This is a genomic window from Deinococcus marmoris (assembly GCF_001949125.1).
Taxonomy (GTDB): Bacteria; Deinococcota; Deinococci; order Deinococcales; family Deinococcaceae; genus Deinococcus; species Deinococcus marmoris_A.
Genome location: NZ_MSTI01000044.1, coordinates 1 through 17,062, shown reverse-complemented (window position 1 = coordinate 17,062; position 17,062 = coordinate 1). Strand labels below are relative to the sequence as shown.

14 protein-coding genes and 1 tRNA gene are annotated in these 17,062 nt (G+C 66.4%); 12 read left to right on the top strand and 3 right to left on the bottom strand.

What is annotated here, in order from left to right:
- The first annotated feature begins 39 nt into the window (after nucleotides 1-39).
- The 10 genes from gmk to BOO71_RS06545 all read left to right on the top strand — a co-directional run bounded on the left by gmk (nucleotide 40) and on the right by BOO71_RS06545 (nucleotide 12,714).
- Complete coding sequence (gene gmk / locus BOO71_RS06585; RefSeq protein WP_075831161.1) at nucleotides 40-765, top strand: guanylate kinase; 726 nt, start codon at nucleotides 40-42, stop codon at nucleotides 763-765.
- An 11-nt stretch (nucleotides 766-776) separates the two neighbouring features.
- Nucleotides 777-1,295, top strand: a complete 519-nt coding sequence (locus BOO71_RS06580) for a macro domain-containing protein (RefSeq protein WP_075831160.1) — start codon at nucleotides 777-779, stop codon at nucleotides 1,293-1,295.
- Between the two features lie 63 nt (nucleotides 1,296-1,358).
- Nucleotides 1,359-2,174: a hypothetical protein gene (locus BOO71_RS06575; RefSeq protein WP_254843058.1), complete on the top strand. Its 816-nt coding sequence runs from the start codon at nucleotides 1,359-1,361 to the stop codon at nucleotides 2,172-2,174.
- 209 nt (nucleotides 2,175-2,383) lie between these two features.
- Nucleotides 2,384-3,064 (top strand): PspA/IM30 family protein, encoded by a 681-nt coding sequence (locus tag BOO71_RS06570; RefSeq protein WP_075831159.1) that lies wholly within the window; start codon nucleotides 2,384-2,386, stop codon nucleotides 3,062-3,064.
- Nucleotides 3,065-3,167: 103 nt separating this feature from the next.
- Nucleotides 3,168-3,899, top strand: coding sequence for a CoA transferase subunit A (locus BOO71_RS06565; protein ID WP_075831158.1), 732 nt, complete (start codon nucleotides 3,168-3,170; stop codon nucleotides 3,897-3,899).
- Nucleotides 3,900-3,901: 2 nt separating this feature from the next.
- Nucleotides 3,902-4,531: a CoA transferase subunit B gene (locus BOO71_RS06560; RefSeq protein ID WP_075831157.1), complete on the top strand. Its 630-nt coding sequence runs from the start codon at nucleotides 3,902-3,904 to the stop codon at nucleotides 4,529-4,531.
- A 317-nt stretch (nucleotides 4,532-4,848) separates the two neighbouring features.
- Complete coding sequence (locus BOO71_RS06555; RefSeq protein ID WP_139322796.1) at nucleotides 4,849-7,782, top strand: sensor domain-containing protein; 2,934 nt, start codon at nucleotides 4,849-4,851, stop codon at nucleotides 7,780-7,782.
- The gene (locus tag BOO71_RS29040) at nucleotides 7,779-7,913 is read left to right on the top strand and encodes a hypothetical protein (RefSeq protein WP_303046720.1); all 135 of its coding nucleotides are present in this window, start codon (nucleotides 7,779-7,781) and stop codon (nucleotides 7,911-7,913) included. Before BOO71_RS06555 ends, BOO71_RS29040 begins: the two co-directional genes overlap by 4 nt.
- Nucleotides 7,914-8,070: 157 nt before the next feature.
- Complete coding sequence (locus BOO71_RS06550; RefSeq protein WP_075831155.1) at nucleotides 8,071-10,554, top strand: glycoside hydrolase family 3 C-terminal domain-containing protein; 2,484 nt, start codon at nucleotides 8,071-8,073, stop codon at nucleotides 10,552-10,554.
- 225 nt (nucleotides 10,555-10,779) lie between these two features.
- Complete coding sequence (locus tag BOO71_RS06545) at nucleotides 10,780-12,714, top strand: ABC transporter ATP-binding protein (RefSeq protein ID WP_254843057.1); 1,935 nt, start codon at nucleotides 10,780-10,782, stop codon at nucleotides 12,712-12,714.
- Between the two features lie 195 nt (nucleotides 12,715-12,909).
- Here BOO71_RS06545 and BOO71_RS06540 read toward each other — a convergent pair whose 3' ends face one another.
- A complete protein-coding gene (locus tag BOO71_RS06540; RefSeq protein ID WP_075831211.1) occupies nucleotides 12,910-14,598 on the bottom strand; it encodes a long-chain-fatty-acid--CoA ligase in 1,689 nt (562 codons plus the stop codon).
- A 223-nt stretch (nucleotides 14,599-14,821) separates the two neighbouring features.
- Here BOO71_RS06540 and BOO71_RS06535 point away from each other — a divergent pair, with 223 nt between their 5' ends.
- Nucleotides 14,822-15,793 (top strand): phosphotriesterase family protein, encoded by a 972-nt coding sequence (locus BOO71_RS06535; protein WP_075831154.1) that lies wholly within the window; start codon nucleotides 14,822-14,824, stop codon nucleotides 15,791-15,793.
- 215 nt (nucleotides 15,794-16,008) lie between these two features.
- Nucleotides 16,009-16,083 (top strand) — tRNA-Ala (locus tag BOO71_RS06530).
- A gap of 120 nt (nucleotides 16,084-16,203) precedes the next feature.
- On the opposite strand, the gene BOO71_RS06525 is transcribed toward BOO71_RS06530, so the two are convergent.
- Nucleotides 16,204-16,461 carry a hypothetical protein gene (locus tag BOO71_RS06525; protein ID WP_075831153.1) on the bottom strand — a complete coding sequence of 86 codons (258 nt, stop codon included), beginning with the start codon at nucleotides 16,459-16,461 and terminating at the stop codon, nucleotides 16,204-16,206.
- A 40-nt stretch (nucleotides 16,462-16,501) separates the two neighbouring features.
- A partial coding sequence (locus tag BOO71_RS06520) for an ISAs1 family transposase (RefSeq protein ID WP_139322795.1) occupies nucleotides 16,502-17,062 on the bottom strand: 561 nt, incomplete at its 5' end.

Here is a 17,062-nt window from a genome sequence, read left to right as displayed (position 1 = left end):
CTTTCTCGGAAGTGCGCGTTGCGGGTATTCTGGAGGGCAATGACGCTCGATCAGGCCGAACCTTCCACACTTTCCACCGAACCTTCCACCGCCCGCCGGGGCCTGCTGATCGTGATCACGGGCGCGTCCGGCGTCGGCAAGGGCACCCTGCGCGAACGCTGGCTGGCCGGGCAGGACGTGTTCTACAGCACGTCGTGGACCACCCGCGAGGCCAGGGCCGGGGAACGTCATGGCGTGGATTACGTCTTCGTGCCGCCGGAAGTTTTTGAGAGCAAGGCCAGGGCGGGCGGTTTTCTGGAACACGCCGCCTTCGTGGGCAACCGCTACGGCACGCCCATCGAACCCATCGAGGCTGCGCTGGCACGCGGGCAGGACGTGGTGCTGGAAATCGAGGTCGAGGGGGCCATGCAGGTCAAGGCCCGCATGGGCGCTGAGGCCGTGCTGGTCTTCATCATGCCGCCCAGCCTGACCGAGTTGCGCCGCCGTCTGGAGGGCCGCGCCACCGAGACCCCCGAGCGCGTCGAGAAACGCCTGCGCCGCGCCCGCGAGGAGATTCAGGAGGCCCACGCCTTCCGCTACGTGATCGTGAACGACGATCTGGACCGCGCCGTGGCCGAGTTGCTGGCCGTGCAGCGTGCCGAGCGGGCCGCACAGGTGCCGCGTGAAGAGTGGAGCGAAGAGGACCGGGCGGCGGTGACGGCGGCGCAGGCCGTGAAAAGTGAGGGGCTGAACGCGGCACACCTGCAACGCGTCGTGGATTCTTAAAAGGGGAAGGCATGCCGCTTGAGATTGTTCAGGGCGACATCGCCGCGCAGGAGTGCGCCGCCGTCGTCACAGCCGCGAATAAGGAACTGATGGGTGGTGGGGGCGTGGACGGCGTGATCCACCGCGCCGCTGGGCCAGGGTTGCTACGGGCCATTCGCCAGCTTGGGGGGACGCCTACCGGGACGGCAGTGATTACCCCGGCGTTTGAATTGGAAGAACGCGGCGTGCAGTACGTGATTCACGCCGTCGGCCCGATCTGGCGCGGCGGCAGGAGCGGAGAGGCCGAGTTGCTGGCCGGAGCGTACCGCCGCAGCCTGGAACTGGCTTCCGCGAACGGCTGCGCGTGCGTGGCCTTTCCCTCGCTCAGCACGGGGGTGTATGGGTATCCCATCGAGAAAGCCGCGCCCGTGGCCCTGGCGACAATTCTGGAATTTCTGAGTGGGCATCCAGAGCTGGAGGTCCGCATGGTGCTGTACGACGTGGGCAGTCTGCATGTCTTTCAGCGGGCGCTGGCACGGCTGGCGGGCTAGTCGGGCAGCGCAGTCAGCCGCCTCAAAGTAGACGCTCATGCGCGGCGCATAGCATGCGGCCATATGTCCCCGCACTCCAGACTGCCCCACCTGTCCTTCCGGCGAACCCCCGCGCGGGCGCTGCTCCTCAGCGCGGCCCTGAGCCTCGGCGTCCTGCTGCCGGGGACTGCCTCCGCGCAGACCGCTGCACCTGCGCCCAAACCCGCTGCGTCGTCCGCCGCCACCACCGAAGCGGCCAGCGCGATTGCCATCGAGGTCAGCGCCGCCGTGAAGGGGCAGATCGTCAGTTGCCCGACTGGCCTCAAACTCAGCCCGCGCGCGGTGTGCCTGTACGTGCCCAGCAGCGTGGCGTCGTTGCGTCCGCTGATCGCGGGCAAGCTCAGCGGGCGCACGGCGGGCGGCTGGAAGACCAGTGGCAAGGCCAGTACCCTGCTGGTCAGCCAGAAGGCGGGCGGACCGCTGGGGGCCTTCGTGCTGCTCAGCGCCCTGAACGACAAGGAAAGTCTGGTGGTGGTGGACGCCGCGCAGGCCAAAGTGGCCGCCGCCAAACCCGCCACCCCGGCAGGCGTGACCAAGGGACAGCCTTACGTGCTGGGCCGCGATCTGGCCGGAGTGGTGAACGTGACCAGCCAGGGCGGCGGCAACTACCGCCTTACCACCGAGGAAGGCTCGGTGCTGGCCGTCACGGTGGGGCGCAAGTCCGCGCAGACCAGTAGCGGCACGGTGGAACTGCCCCTCGCGCCCGCCACCGACGGCACCAACCTGATCTTCCCGCTGGACGGCCTGCGCTCGCTGGGCTGCACCGTCACCCCCGCCGGGACCAACCTGACCGTGGCCTGTGGGGCAGACAGCGTCGGGTTGCGGCCCATCGTTTTCTAGGTTGAGTGGAAAGAGGAGGCGGGCGTGTCAGACACGGTTCCCGCCTCCTCTTCTATTTTCCAGACGGCCCCAAAAAACCTTCAGATGGTCTTAGGGTCCGGCTCATGACGCCTGTGGGGGCAACCCGGCGGGCGTGAAGTGCGTAATCATAGCTGCAATCGCCCGCCACACAGAGGGGCGTTGTCCGCACTCTCAAGGAGGATTTACCCATGAGCATTCTCGACCGACTGTCCCGGCTGCTGCGCTCCAATGTCAACGACATGATCAGCAAGGCCGAAGACCCTGGCAAGATCATCGAGCAGGCCCTGCGCGACATGCGCGCCGCCTACGGCGAGGCCCGCAGTGAAGTGGCCGACGCCATGAGCCAGAACGCCAAGCTGGAGCGCGAGGCCGACACCAACCGCCGCCTGGCCGACGAATACGGCAAGAAGGCCGAGGAAGCCCTGCGCGGCGGCAACGAGGACCTGGCCCGCGAGGCGCTGCGCCGCGCCCAGAACTCTAAGGATCTGGCGACGGGCTTCGACGAGCAGCGCGCCACCCAGACCAGCACCGTCGATCAGCTCAAGACCCAACTGCGGGCGCTGGAAGCCAAGATCGACGAGATGGAGTCCAAGAAGTCGCTGCTGGCGGCCCGCCAGAAGACCGCGCAGGCCAGCGAAACCCTGGACCGCGCCACGGGCTTCAACAAGGCCGGGGGCGCGATGGACGCCTTCGAGGAAATGGAGCAACGGGTGTCGGGCATGGAAGACCGCAACAAGGCCATGACCGAGCTGCGGACCGACAACGACATCGACGCGCAACTGAAAGACCTGGGCCGGGACCGCGATATCGACGACGCGATGGCGGCGCTGAAGGCCAAGGTTCAGGGCGATTCGGGGGCCAAGAGCTAAACCCGCAATTCCGCTCACCTCTCCCCTGCTGAACATGGCGGGGGAGTTTTTTTATTGGGCGCGTGACCTCGCCGTAACGCCGGGCCGCTAGACTGGGCGGCACATGAATAAAGTGTTTCCCAGCGCTGCCGAGGCGCTTGCAGATGTGGTGGCCGACGGGCAGACCGTGGCCGTGGGCGGCTTCGGCCTGTGCGGCATTCCCGAGGCGCTGATCCTGGCCCTGCGAGACAGCGGCGCGAAAAACCTGACCGCCGTGAGCAACAACGCGGGCGTGGACGGCTTCGGCCTGGGCCTGCTGCTGGAAACGCGGCAGATCAGCAAGATGGTCAGCAGCTATGTGGGTGAGAACAAGGAGTTCGAGCGCCAGTATCTGGCCGGGGAACTGGAACTGGAATTCACGCCGCAGGGCACGCTGGCCGAGCGGATGCGCGCAGGCGGAGCGGGTATTCCCGGCTTCTACACGAAGACCGGCGTGGGCACGGTGGTGGCCGAGGGCAAGGAAGAAAAGGAGTTTGACGGCGAACGTTACATCCTGGAACGCGGCATCGTGGCGGATGTCAGTCTGGTCAAGGCGTGGAAGGCTGACACCAGCGGCAATCTGGTGTACCGCAAGACGGCGCAGAACTTCAATCCGGTGGTGGCGACCTGTGGGCGGGTGACGGTGGCCGAGGTGGAGGAAATCGTGGAAGTCGGCCAGCTCGATCCCGACAGCATCGATACGCCCGGTATTTACGTGCAGCGCGTCGTTCTGAATGCCACACCCGAGAAACGCATCGAGCAGCGGACGGTGCGGGCAGCAGCTCCGGCCTCGTCCGCCGCTGGAGAGGAGGTCTAGAGATGCCCTGGAACCGTGACGAGATGGCGGCCCGCGCAGCAGCGGAATTGCAGGACGGCTTTTACGTGAACCTGGGCATCGGTCTGCCCACGCTGGTGGCCAACCACATCCCAGATGGCGTATCGGTGATGCTGCAATCCGAGAACGGCCTGCTGGGCATCGGCCCCTTTCCCACGGACGATCAGGTGGACGCTGACCTGATCAACGCGGGCAAGCAGACGGTGACGGCGCTGCCAGGGGCGAGCTTTTTTTCCAGCGCCGACAGCTTCGCCATGATCCGGGGCGGGCACGTCAACCTCGCCATCCTGGGGGCCATGCAGGTCAGCCAGACTGGTGACTTGGCGAACTGGATGATTCCCGGCAAGATGGTCAAGGGAATGGGCGGCGCGATGGATCTGGTGGCCGGGGTGCAGCGCGTGGTGGTGCTGATGGAACACACCGCGAAGGGCGGCGCGCACAAGATTCTGGAGGCTTGCAACCTGCCGCTGACCGGCGTGGGCGTGGTAGACCGCATCATCACCGATCTGGGCGTGCTGGACGTGACTGAAGGCGGCCTGAAGCTGGTGGAACTCGCGCCGGGCGTGACGTTGGAGGAAATGCAGGAAAAGACCGGCGCGCAGCTTCAGGGCTGAGATTGGCCTGACTAAAATTCAGAACCAGAGAAGGGTGCATGCCGCGTAAATCGACGCGAGGAACTTATGCTCTCGCTTATTACCTCTGTTGACGATCGCCCTGAAGTGCTTGGGGCGATTGCAGCCGCATGCGAGGACGTTTCTACAGACAACATTCACTGCATTGGCCCCCGAGATGACACCAGATGCCTGTAATTTCACGTCCGAGTACGGCTTGAGAAGGTAGGGTCAGAGGCCAATGACTCCGTATCCGGTTGGACAACGCCCTCTTCCGCGATCTGCCGCGCTGTTCGCCGGGACACCCTAAGCCGCGTGTCATGATTCCACCGAACGATCTCCCCTTTCTGCGCCTGCTCAGCAGGAGTGTCGAGCCACTTGCTGTCGTTGACGCCCAGACGCTGCTGATTCTGGCTGCCACCCCAGCGCTGGGGCACATGTTCGGGCAGCCGCCCCAGGCCCTGACTGGCCTGGCCTTCTCCAGCCTGCTGGCCCCACACGAACAGACCGGCGTCACGGCCCTGCTGCTGGCCTTTACTGCCGACGGAGTGCTGCCGCCCCGGCGCAGTTACCTGTTCGTCCGCGCAGACAATATGCCCCTTCCCAGCGACATCCGGGGTCTGCGGTTCACCCTTCCGAGTGGGCGGCCAGTGGCCCTCATGACCCTGCGTCCGGTGCAGGAGTTGCTCGGCAGCGTGTCGTTCTACCAGCAGGTCCTCGAAGAGCTGCCCCTGGCACTGACGGTGCAGGACGCAGAAGGCCGTTACGTCTATATCAACCCGTATGCCCTGGCCGACCCGGAACTGCGTGGGCGGGCCATCGGCCTGACCGTCCGCGAGGTCATGGCCGCCGAGGGCCGGGCTGAAAGCACCGCCCTGGAACGTGAGGCCCAGTTCCGACTGGCCGCTCAGACGCGCACGCGGGTCGAGTGGCAGGAGCAGTCCACCCGCCCGCGCGGCGACATCCCCCGCCTGACCCACCGGGTCGCGGTGCCCATCTTCGAGGAGGACGGTGGGCCGCTGAGCCTGATGTTGTGTTTTGCGCGGGACATCACCCTCACGGCCTGGCAGGCCGAACAGATTCAGTTGCTCGACAGTCTGATCCAGGCGACGGAAGACCCGATGGCCATCCTGGACGTGCGGCCTGGACCCACCTACCAGCAGGTCATTCACGCCAATCTGGTCCTGCGCCAGCTCGACGACGCCCCACCCGACGCCCACACCCGTCCATTTCATTCCGATCCACTGGCCTGGGTCAGTGGACCGCGTGACCGGCAGGCGATCAGGGCCGCGCTGGAGCAGCTCCGTCATCACACCACCGCCACCCGGATGGAAGAGGTTCATCTGCCGGACCTCGACATCTGGTTCGAGGTGTCGTTCACGCCGGTCTACCTGACGCCGGATCAGCTCACGCACTGGGCCGTGGTGCTGCGCGACGTGACCAGGCGCAAGCGGGAGCGGGCCTTCCTCCAGGAATTCATGGCGGCCACCCTGCTGGCGCTGCGGGACGCCCCGCTGAGGGTGGTCGTGAGCCAGATGCTGCGGGGCATGGAGCAGATCCTGCCGTCCTGGACTGCCGTGCTGATCCTGCCTGAAGGTGAGGCGCTTCAGGTCTACGGTGACCGGCTGCCTGCCCCCCTGCGTGACTGGCTGGAGAACCGCTCGGCGGACCAGTTGCGAGACCTGTGGGCACAGCGCGATCCACAGCGCCTGGGCCGCGCCTTGACCCTGCAAGATCCCTTCGGCCCCCACCAGCAGGACGCCGGGGCGCAGACACGGACCTCTGTCGAACTGGCCCTGTATGACCCACAGCAAACGCTGCTGGGGGTGCTGGCACTCCTGCATCCCAGCCAGACGGTCCTTCCCACCGAGGCCACCGAAACGCTGGGGGCCAGTGCGGGCCACATCGCGCTGGTGATCGAACGCCACCATCAGCGGCAGCAGCTTCAGCAGCTGGCCTACCACGATTCGCTCACCGGGCTGCTGAACCGGGACGGCTTTTCACGGGACGTCTCGCTGGCGCTGACCGGGGCGGCGCGGACCGGCGCTCCACTGGCCCTCGGTGTCCTTGACCTCAACCGGTTTAAAACGGTCAACGACAGCCTGGGGCACGCTGCCGGAGACCGACTGCTCCAGGCGTTCGCGCGGCGCTTGCAGGCGGTGGGAGAAAAGCTGAGCCTGCACCTCCTGACCCGGCTGGGCGGCGACGAATTCGCCTTTGTGCTGGGCGACCCCAACCAGATGGACGAGGTCGACACCACGCTGTCACAGATGCTGGCCGAGCCGTTTGCGCTGGATGGCCGTTCGGTCCACATCGGTCTGGCCCTCGGCTGGAGTGTCTATCCGTACATGGCGGCAGACCTCGACACGCTGCTTCAGCAGGCCGACAGCGCCATGTACGTCGCCAAGCGCACGGGCCGCCCCTTTGGGGTGTATGCGCCCACCACCCGTCCGTGTATCTCCGGCTTCGAGCTGGAAAGCGCGCTCCAGACCGCTATTCAGGACGGTCAACTGTCCCTGGTCTACCAGCCGCAGGTGTCGGTCACCGAACGGCGGATCGTCGGCGCAGAGGCCCTGTTGCGCTGGTGCCACCCGCAAATCGGCAACATTGCCCCCTCGGAATTCATTCCCCTGGCCGAGAGTCTGGGGCTGATGGACCGACTGGGCAACTGGGTCATCGAACGCGCCTGTCGGGACGCCGCCAGATGGACCGATCCAGAACTGACCGTCAGCATCAACGTCTCGGTCCTGCAATTGCAGCATCCGCATTTTCTGGCCGCGCTGGAAGACGCCGCCCTGCGCCACGGCCTCGGTCCACAGCGGCTGGTCATCGAACTGACCGAAACGGTCATGATCAGCGATGTGGCGGGCTTGCATTCCACCCTCGAACAGCTCCGGTCCTGGGGCGCGCGGATCGCGGTGGACGATTTCGGGACGGGGTATTCCACGCTGCTCTCGCTGCGCCAGTTTCAGGCCGACGAACTCAAGATCGACCGCTCGTTCATTCAGGATCTGGGACAGCCCGGCAAACCGGGGCGGGACAGCCGCGCCATCGTCGAGGTGACCCTGACCCTGGCCGCGACCTTCGGGCTGGGTGTGGTGGCCGAGGGAGTGGAGACCGAGCAGCAGGCGGCGCTGCTCCGGGAAATGGGCTGCCCGGTGATGCAGGGTTGGCTGATCGCGCCCGGGCTGACCCAGGACGAGTTTCTCCGGCGATTTGGCAGCGCGCAGCCCGACAGTGTTCAGCTCCAGTGACGGCTAGACCAGAGCGGCGACTGGAACTGATCTTTGAGACCTGCCCCATTGCCCGGCAGGCCACGTTCGAGGACATCAGCAGCAGTGAGACCGGGCAGCGCCGCCCCCCGAAACTCAACTGGGCGACTTGACACCCCATGCGTCAGGACGGCAGGCTTTCGGAGCTGCATGCCAGTTCAGCCCATAGACCAGCGTTCATGCCCTTCGCCAAACCGCCGGAATGGTGTGCGGCACCGTCCAGGCCGACACATTCAGACACGACATTCTCTTCCCCCGAGAGGTTCGCACATGACACCCACCGAAGCGCACGACCTGTCCACCGACGCCCTGCTCGATCAGTTGACCCTGGAGGAACAGGTCCTGCTGCTGGCCGGGGCCGATTTCTGGCGCACCGTGCCCGTGGAGCGCCTGAACATTCCCGCCCTGAAAGTCAGCGACGGCCCCGCTGGAGCGCGCGGCGGCGGCCCCCTGGTGGGCGGCACCCCCACGGCGGCCTTTCCGGTGGGGATCGCGCTGGGGGCGAGCTGGAACGTGGAACTGCTGCGCGAGGTGGGCGTGGCCCTGGCCCGTGAGGCGCACGACAAGGGCGCGGGCGCGCTGCTGGCCCCCACCATCAACCTGTTCCGCAGCGCCGTGAATGGCCGCAACTTCGAGAGCTACGCCGAGGACCCGTACCTGACGGGCGCACTCGCCACCGCCTACGTTCAGGGGCTGCAATCGGCGGGGGTGGCGGCCACCGTCAAGCATTTCGTGGGCAACGAATCCGAGTACCAGCGCAACAGCATCAGCTCCGATATCCCCGAACGCGCCCTGCGGGAACTGTACCTGCGGCCCTTCGAGATGGTGGTCCGGGACGCGCAGCCGTGGGCCATCATGAGCAGCTACAACAAGGTGAACGGCACCTATGTCAGCGAGAGTCCACGCCTGCTGACCGACATCCTGCGCGGGGAATGGGGCTTCGGCGGTCTGGTCATGTCCGACTGGGGCGGCACCTACAGCTCCGGCGAATCGCTGCGGGCCGGGCTTGATCTGGAAATGCCGGGGCCGAGCCGCGCCCGCACGGGCCTGCTGGAAGAAGCGCAGCGTGACCCGGCCACCCGCGCCGCCGTGCGTGAATCGGCCCGCCGGGTGCTGCGCCTGATCGGGGTCACGGGCACCCTGGCCCAGCCCCGCGACGTGAGCGATGGGGCCGAGCAGGGCGTGGAGTCTGCCGAAACCCGCGCCCTGATTCGCCGCGCCGGGGCCGAGGGAACGGTGCTGCTCAAGAACGACGGTGGCCTGCTGCCGTTGCCCGCAGGCGCGACAGTGGCCGTGATCGGCCCGAACGCGGCCCACGCGCAGGTCATGGGCGGCGGCAGCGCCCAGATGAACGCCCACCGCAAGGTCTCGCCGCTGGAGGGCCTAAGCGCCGCGCTGGGCGAGGACCGCGTGACCTATGCACTGGGCTGCGACAATGACCGCTACCTGCCCGCGCTGGACGTTCCGATCAGGATCGACTATCTCGGCATGGACGGTGCGGTCATCACCTCCGAGGACAAACAGGGCAGCGAGGTGATGTGGTTCGCCTTTCCCGAAGGCGTCCAGCCCGAATCGTTCCGCGCCCGGCTCAGCCTGACCCTGAGCGTTCCCGCAGACGCGGAGTATGACCTGAGCCTTTACAGCGCGGGCCTCAGCCGCCTGACGGTGGACGGCCAGGAAGTCATCGACAACTGGACCAACTGGCAGCCCGGCGACACCTATTTCGCCTTTGGCAGCAACGAGGTGCGCTCACAGCGGCTCCTCAGCGCCGGGGAACACTCCGCCGTCATCGAGTTCATGCCCAGGGCGGTGGAGGGCAGCGTCGCCGGGTTCAGCGCCGTGCGGCTGGGCTTCCGCGCCCCCTTGCCAGCAGGGGCGATCCATGAGGCCGCCAGGGTTGCGGCGCAGGCCGACTACGCCGTGGTCTGCGTCGGCACCACCGGGGAGTGGGAAACCGAGGGCGTGGACCGTGCGGGGCTGGACCTTCCCGGCCAGCAGGATGAACTCGTCGCGGCGGTGCTGGCCGCCAACCCACGCACCATCGTCCTGCTGCAAACGGGCGGCCCGGTGCTGATGCCGTGGCTGGACGGCGTGCCCGCGCTGCTTCAGGGCTGGTTCCCCGGTCAGGAGGCTGGACATGCCTTTGCAGACGTGCTGCTGGGCCATGCCGCTCCCGGCGGACGGTTGCCCCAGACCTTCCCCGCCCGCCTGGAAGATGACCCCACCCACCCCGAAACGCCGGACCTCCAGTACCCCGGCGTGGACGGCCATGTGGAGTACAAGGAGGGGCTGTTCATCGGCTACCGCCATGTGGACCACGCCGGAACGCAGCCGCTGTTTCCCTTCGGCTTCGGGCTGAGCTATTCCAGTTTCGAGCTGAGTGACGCCCGTCTGAGCGCGGCTGAGATTGAGCCGGGCGGCCAGATCAGCGTGCAGCTTCAGGTGCGGAATACTGGCGAACGGGCCGGACAGCAGGTGGTCCAGCTCTATGTCCGCGACGCGGAAGCCCGCGTGGAAAGGCCCATCAAGGAACTCAAGGCGTTCGCCAAGATGAGTCTGGAACCGGGAGAATCAGGAGCCGTGACGCTGCCGCTGGACATGCGCGCTCTGGCGTACTTCGACGACAAGCGCCGGGCCTGGGTGGCCGACGCGGGCCAGTTTGAACTCCTGATCGGCACCAGCAGCGTGGACCTTCCCCTCAGCCTGTCTGTGGCCCTGACCGGGGAATGGAGTGAGCCAGTGGGTCAGGGCTGAGGCGTTCTGCGCTCCACCTGTAAATCCGGGCGGGAGTCAGCGAGACGAGATCGGGCAGGAGAACGATGGGGTTGGGACGCTCAGTGGACGCAGGAGAGGCTCTCCCGATCTGAGCGCATGACGCGCGAAATCCATATGAAAAACGCGCCAGTCTCGCCTACACACCGCTGGCCCAGCCAGATCATTCCTGCGTGAAAACCTGCGGAGATCATCGAGGAGACGGCAGTGTCCGGGGTGCTGGGGCCGGGCTGCGCCGCCGGAACCGGGCCGGGCCATCACCAGAATCCGCAGCAGCCGGACCTGTACCCTCCCCTACGGGTGACCCTGGCCCCGGCGCGTATCCTGGCCCCGCGTGGCCGGATTCCGCAGAAGCTCTGGGCTGACCCGCAGAGGTGTCCCATGCCCCCCACTCAGCCGTCCAGCTCCACAATCCGCCGTCTCTACGCACTGCTGTGGCCGTACCGCGCCACCATCGGCCTGGGCATGCTGCTGCTGGTGGGCAGCGTCGGGGCCGAACTGTACCCACCGTTGGTCTGGGGCCGGGTGGTGGACGTGGGTCTGGCGCGGCGCGACTGGAATTTCGTGGCGTGGCAACTGGCCGTGCTGGTGGGGGTGTATGCCCTGCAACAGGTGCTTTCCGCCTTTCAGGGGCTGCTGCTGGAGCGCACCGGGCAACAGCTTACGCTGGACCTGCGCCTGAGCCTGTACGACAAGCTGGCCGGGCAATCGGCGGCGTACTTCGAGGGCCAGCGCACCGGGGACCTGCTGGCGCGGGTGACGGCGGATGTGGACGGCATTCAGGACGTGCTGCTGCGCGGCATCAACACGGTGCTGGGCAACGCGCTACGGGTGGCGGGCGTGATCGGTATCTTCATCGCGCTTCAGCCGTTGCTGGGCGTGGTGGTGGTCCTGCCGATGATCGCCGTGGCCCTGCTGTTGACCCGCTACAACCAGACCGTGCGCCCGGCCTACCGCGCGGCCCGCAACCGTCTGGGAGACCTCTCGGCCACCGTGGCGGACCGGCTCTCGGGCATCCGGGTGGTGCAGGGCTTCGCGCGGGAAGGGGCCGAGGCGCGCAAGGTCGCCGCCATCGGACAGGAGTTGTACGCCCAGGGGATGAAGGCCGTGGTGATCCGCAACCGGGCCTTTCCGCTGGTGCGTTTCATCGCCAACTTCGGCAACATCCTGATGCTGGGCGGCGGGGTGGTGCTGATCGCGCGCGGCCAGTTCACGTTGGGCGGCCTGCTGGCGTACCGGGGCTACGGACGCTACTTCTACGGTCCCATCGACGATCTGGTGGGTCTCAACGACCTGCTTCAACGTGCTGAGGCCAGTGGGCGGCGCATCTTCGAGGTGCTGGACGCCCCGGTCACGGTGCTGGAACGCCCCGACGCCCTGCCGTTGCCACAGCCGGCCATGGGCGAGATCGTGTTCGAGAACGTCACCTTCGGCTACGATCCGGCCCAGCCGGTGCTGCGCGGCCTGAATCTGCGGGTGCGGCCCGGGGAACGGGTGGCGCTGCTGGGCGCGTCCGGGGCGGGCAAGAGTACCCTGATCGGGCTGCTGACGCGCGTGTACGATCCGCAGTCGGGCCGCGTGACCCTGGACGGCCACGACGTGCGGGACCTGACGCTGCCCTCGCTGCGGCGCGCCGCCGCCGTGATGCCGCAGGACACCTTCCTGTTCTACGACACCGTGCTGGAGAACGTGCGCTACGCCCGTCCCGACGCCACGCCGCAGGAAGTGGATCTGGCCCTTGAGCGTGCCGGGGCGGCCTCTTTTGTCGCGGGGCTGCCGCAGGGGCTGGACACCATTGTGGGCGAGCGCGGCGTCAAACTCTCGGGCGGACAGAGACAGCGGCTGGCCATTGCGCGCGTGCTGCTCGCAGACCCCGCCGTGCTGCTGCTGGACGAGCCGACGAGCGCCGTGGACGCCGAGTCCGAGGCGCTGATCGTGCGGGCGCTGGAGGAAGCGATGGAGGGGCGCAGCGCCCTGATCGTGACCCACCGCCTGTCGCTGGCCCGCAGTGCGGACCGGGTGGTGGTGCTGGAAGGCAGCGTGATCGTGGAGGACGGTCCGCCCGCCCTGCTGCGTTCCAGGGGCGGCAGATATGCGGCGCTGGAACGCGCCCAGACGCCTGGCCTGACCGAGCAGATATAGCCTGATCGGATTTCGCTGGTGTTTCCAGCACCTCCCAGTCGGAGTCCGTATAGAAGCTTGCAGGCGTTCTCCGTATTTCCCGCCTGCCCGACGGGCACGGCAGAGGCCCGCTGCCGTAGAGCGTTCATCCGGTGGCCGTGGCCGACTGACCCTGTCTCCAGCGTGACAGTCATACCAGCATAAATACGGGAAAGATCAATCCCCCTGCGGTTCCAACTCCCCCCTGGCCTCTTCCTGCATGGTGCGCCAAGCGACCTTGCCTGTCGGGCCACGCGGCAGGGCGTCTACGAACCGGACCTCGCGCGGGGCCTTGTAGTGGGCCATCTGCTCGCGTGCCCAGGTGATCACCCCGGCCTCATCCGGGCGCTGGCCAGGGCGCAGCACGATGACCGCGCGCACCCGCTCGCCAGTCCGCGTGTCCGGGACGGCGATCACGCAGCCTTCCTGCACGGCGGGATGGGCGTGCAGCAGCGCTTCTACCTCGGCGGGCCACACCTTCATGCCGCCCACGTTGACCATGCGTTTGAGCCGGTCCACGAAGAAAAAATAGCCCTCGTCATCCACGTAGCCCAGGTCCCCGGTGCGGAAATAGCGCTGGCCGCCCAGCTCCAAGAACGCCTCCGCCGTCGCTTCCGGGCGGTTCCAGTAGCCCTGGAACACCTGCGGCCCGCGCGTCACGATTTCCCCGACCTCGCCCTGCGGCACTTCCTGGCCCGACTCCGGGTCCACGATGCGCGAATCCACGTCAAAGACCGGCAGGCCCAGGCATTGCAACTTGGGGCGGTTCATGGGATTGAAATGGCTCTGCGAGATGGTCTCGGTCAGGCCGTAGCCCTCCACGAAGGTCAGGCCGGTCAGGTCACGCAGTTGCCGCGCCAGGGCCTCGGGCATCGCCGCGCCGCCGCCCACGATCATGCGCAGCGTGGGCATGTCGGCTGCCGACAGGTCAGGCAGGCTCAGCAGGTCCACCACCAGCGTCGTGATGGCGAACCACACGGTCACCCCCTGCATGCGGGTCAGCTCGCGGGCCAGCGCCTTGTCCCAGCGGGCCATCATTACTACCCGGTTGCCCAGATACAGGCCCATCAGCATGTCGTGGATGAACGCCGAGACGTGAAACAGCGGCAGGGTCATCAACAGCACGTCGGCGGGGTTCGCGCCGCGCATGACCGCGCTGCCGGTCACGTTGGCCTGCACGCTGCCGTGCGTGTGCATCGCGCCCTTGGGCTTGCCGGTGGTGCCGCTGGTATACGGCAGCGCCGCCAGATCCCCCGCGCCCACCCTGGCCTCGGGTGCGGGCGCGGCGCGCAGGGCCGTTTGCCAGTCCACGTCCCCGGCCTGAAGTTCGGGACGGCTGTCCAGCCCGGAAGGCAGCGGCAGAGTGGTGCCTTCCGAGAGGTCCGCGACGACGGCATGTTCCAGCCCTGCCGCCCTGAGCGCCGCGTACTGCTCGCCCCCCACCAGGCCGACGGTGATCCCGGCGTCCCCCAGGAAATAGCGGTACTCGTCTGGGCCGAGCATGGGCGGCAGCGGCACCAGCACCGCGCCCAGCCGCCAGATCGCGTGCGCCGCCGCCACCCACTGCGGGCTGTTCTGCATGGCGATCAGCACGCGGTCTCCCTGCCCCACACCTGCTGCCGCCAGATGACCGCTCAGCGCGTCGGCCTCGGCCAGCAGTTCGCGGTACAGCACCTCGCGTCCGTAGTACCACAGGGCCACCTTGTCGGGATAACGCCGGGCCGACACCCGCAGGTTGTCGTACAGGCTGGTCTGCGGCACGTCCAGACTGAACGGCTGCCCGGGCGGCCAGTAGCGGGTGCTGGGGCTGAGGGGCTGGCTGGGGCTGGGAAGCTGAGTAGAACGGGCGGATGAGGACTGGGTCATGTGCTGTTCCCCCTGAACGGCCAGCGCGGACGGGAGCCGCTGCCACGAATTTTTGACGGTGAAGACGGTGTTCAATCTATCCCATGCCGACACGGAGATTTGACGTGGGGGCGCGTCCCCGGCCATGATGGGCCATCTCCAATCCAGCCTCCCGCCAGATGGACGCGTCTGTCTGCGCGGTTCCTTCTCGCCCCGTAATCCCTGCCGCGCAAAGGAGTTCCACATGACCGCACAGACCGTCACTGGCCCCGTTCCCGCCGATCAGATGGGCTTTACCCTGCCACACGAACACGTCATCTTCGGCTATCCCGGCTATCAGGGGGACGTGACCCTGGGGGCGTTTGACCACGCCGCCGCGCTGGACGAATGTGTGCGGGTGGCCGGGACCCTGCGCTCGCGGGGCGTGCAGACCGTCGTGGACGCCACCCCCAACGAGTGCGGGCGCAACCCGGCCTTTCTGCGCGAGGTCAGCGAGCGCTCCGGCCTGAATATCCTGTGTTCCAGCGGCTTTTACTACGAGGGCGAGGGGGCCACCGCCTACTTCAAGTTCCGTTTCTCGCTGACCGACGGCTTCTCTGAAGTTTACGAGATGATGCTGCGTGAGGTCACGGAAGGCATCGGGACGACGGGCATCCGGGCGGGGGTCCTCAAGCTCGCCAGCAGCCGCGACGAGATCAGCCCCTACGAGCGGGTCTTTTTCCGGGCGGCGGCCCGCGTGCAACGCGAGACGGGCGTGCCGATCATCACCCACACCCAGGAGGGCCGCCAGGGGCCGCAGCAGGCCGAACTGCTGGTGGGCGAGGGCGCTGATCCGGGGCGCGTCATGATCGGCCACATGGACGGCAACACGGACCCGGATTACCACCGGGAGACCCTGAAACACGGCGTCAACATCGCCTTTGACCGGCTCGGGTTGCAGGGTCTGGTGGGCACGCCGATGGACACGGACCGCCTGCGGGTGCTGGAAGCGCTGCTGGGCGACGGGCACGCCGGGCGCATCCTTCTCTCGCACGACAGCATCTGGCACTGGCTGGGCCGCCCGCTCCCGCTGCCGGAGGCCATCCTGCCCGCCATCAAGGACTGGCACCCCACCCATCTGATGGACGACATCCTGCCCGAACTACTGCGGCGCGGCATTTCACAGGAGCAAATCGATCAGATGACGGTGAAAAACCCTGCACGCGTCTTTGGTTGAGAGGCCCGGATTGCGGCGTTTGACTGCCATCCCGCCCCACCCCGTGCAGGATGGAGGTCAGAGGCGCCATCCCGGACCAACTCCCATGCTCAGGATCCGGGCAGGCTGTCGCCCAGAAATCCGCCATCTTCGGGGTGCCGCGTTCACCACATACGGCGTCCCCCGCATACCCCTTGCCATTCGCACCCGCCATCTGCTAATCTGCGCCCCGCTGAGGGGGCTTAGCTCAGCGGGAGAGCATCCGCTTTGCAAGCGGAGGGTCTGGGGTTCGAATCCCCAAGCCTCCACCAAAGAAAACACCGTCTAGTACGGTGTTTCTTTTTTTGACTTATCTCGATTGTCGGGGCGCGTGACCAGCGCGTGACCAACCGCTCCATAAAGCTTTCGCAAGATGGTCAGATCAAGCGGGCTTAAATCCCTTCCCCTGCCCTGTGTCCCGCCTCATTCAGACGGTACTCGCCCCACTTAAGCCATTCAAAATACTGATGTGGGGAAGAGTCGCGGGTATCGCACATCTGGTCGATAACGTGGTGTCGGATAGTTTCAGGATTCTTCGGCCACCCCAGGCGCACTGCCTCTTCCATAACCTGTTTTGGACTGAAGTTCTGTTGCCCTTGTGCATCCAAGTTCTTTGCCGCTTTCAATGCAACCTCCCAGGCATATTTCATACCTTCAGTTAACCACCTCAGCCTGCTGCCCAGGGCCAACTTACGTTGGGGGGATGAGGAGTAAAGCCATGAGCCGATCCCGATAGGCATCGTCCCATCCAACTCGCTTGCGATTTTTTGCCATTCCTCCAGATGTGCCTTCGGTTCGCATCAGATTCAAAGCCCAGCGCCGCACGACGGCCATATTCTCCGCACCGTGATCTTTCACGGTGCGCTGGGCGTCCTCATCGAAGGCAACGTCCAGAACCCAATGCAGCTTGTTCTCAACGTGCCAATGCGTCCTGATGCCTTCCAATGTGCGCTGTGCATCGCCAGCGAGTGAGCTGAGGTAATAGCGATCCTGTACGCTTTGTACGCCTTTGATGGTGCGTTCAGAACGCACCATGACCACGCTCTGGAGTCCAGGCCAGCGGTGATCATCCAAATCTGGCGTCGCGGGGAGTGTCCAACAGGTTCGGCGTTCTCCACGCCCATGTTTGGTGTCGCTTGTGGTCAGAGTCTCGAGTTCGGTCTGACTCAATGGACGACGCAAGGCGTCGTCAAACATCTCTTGCACATCCTCAAACAGCGTCGGCTGATTCTTCTTGAGTGCCAAGAGATA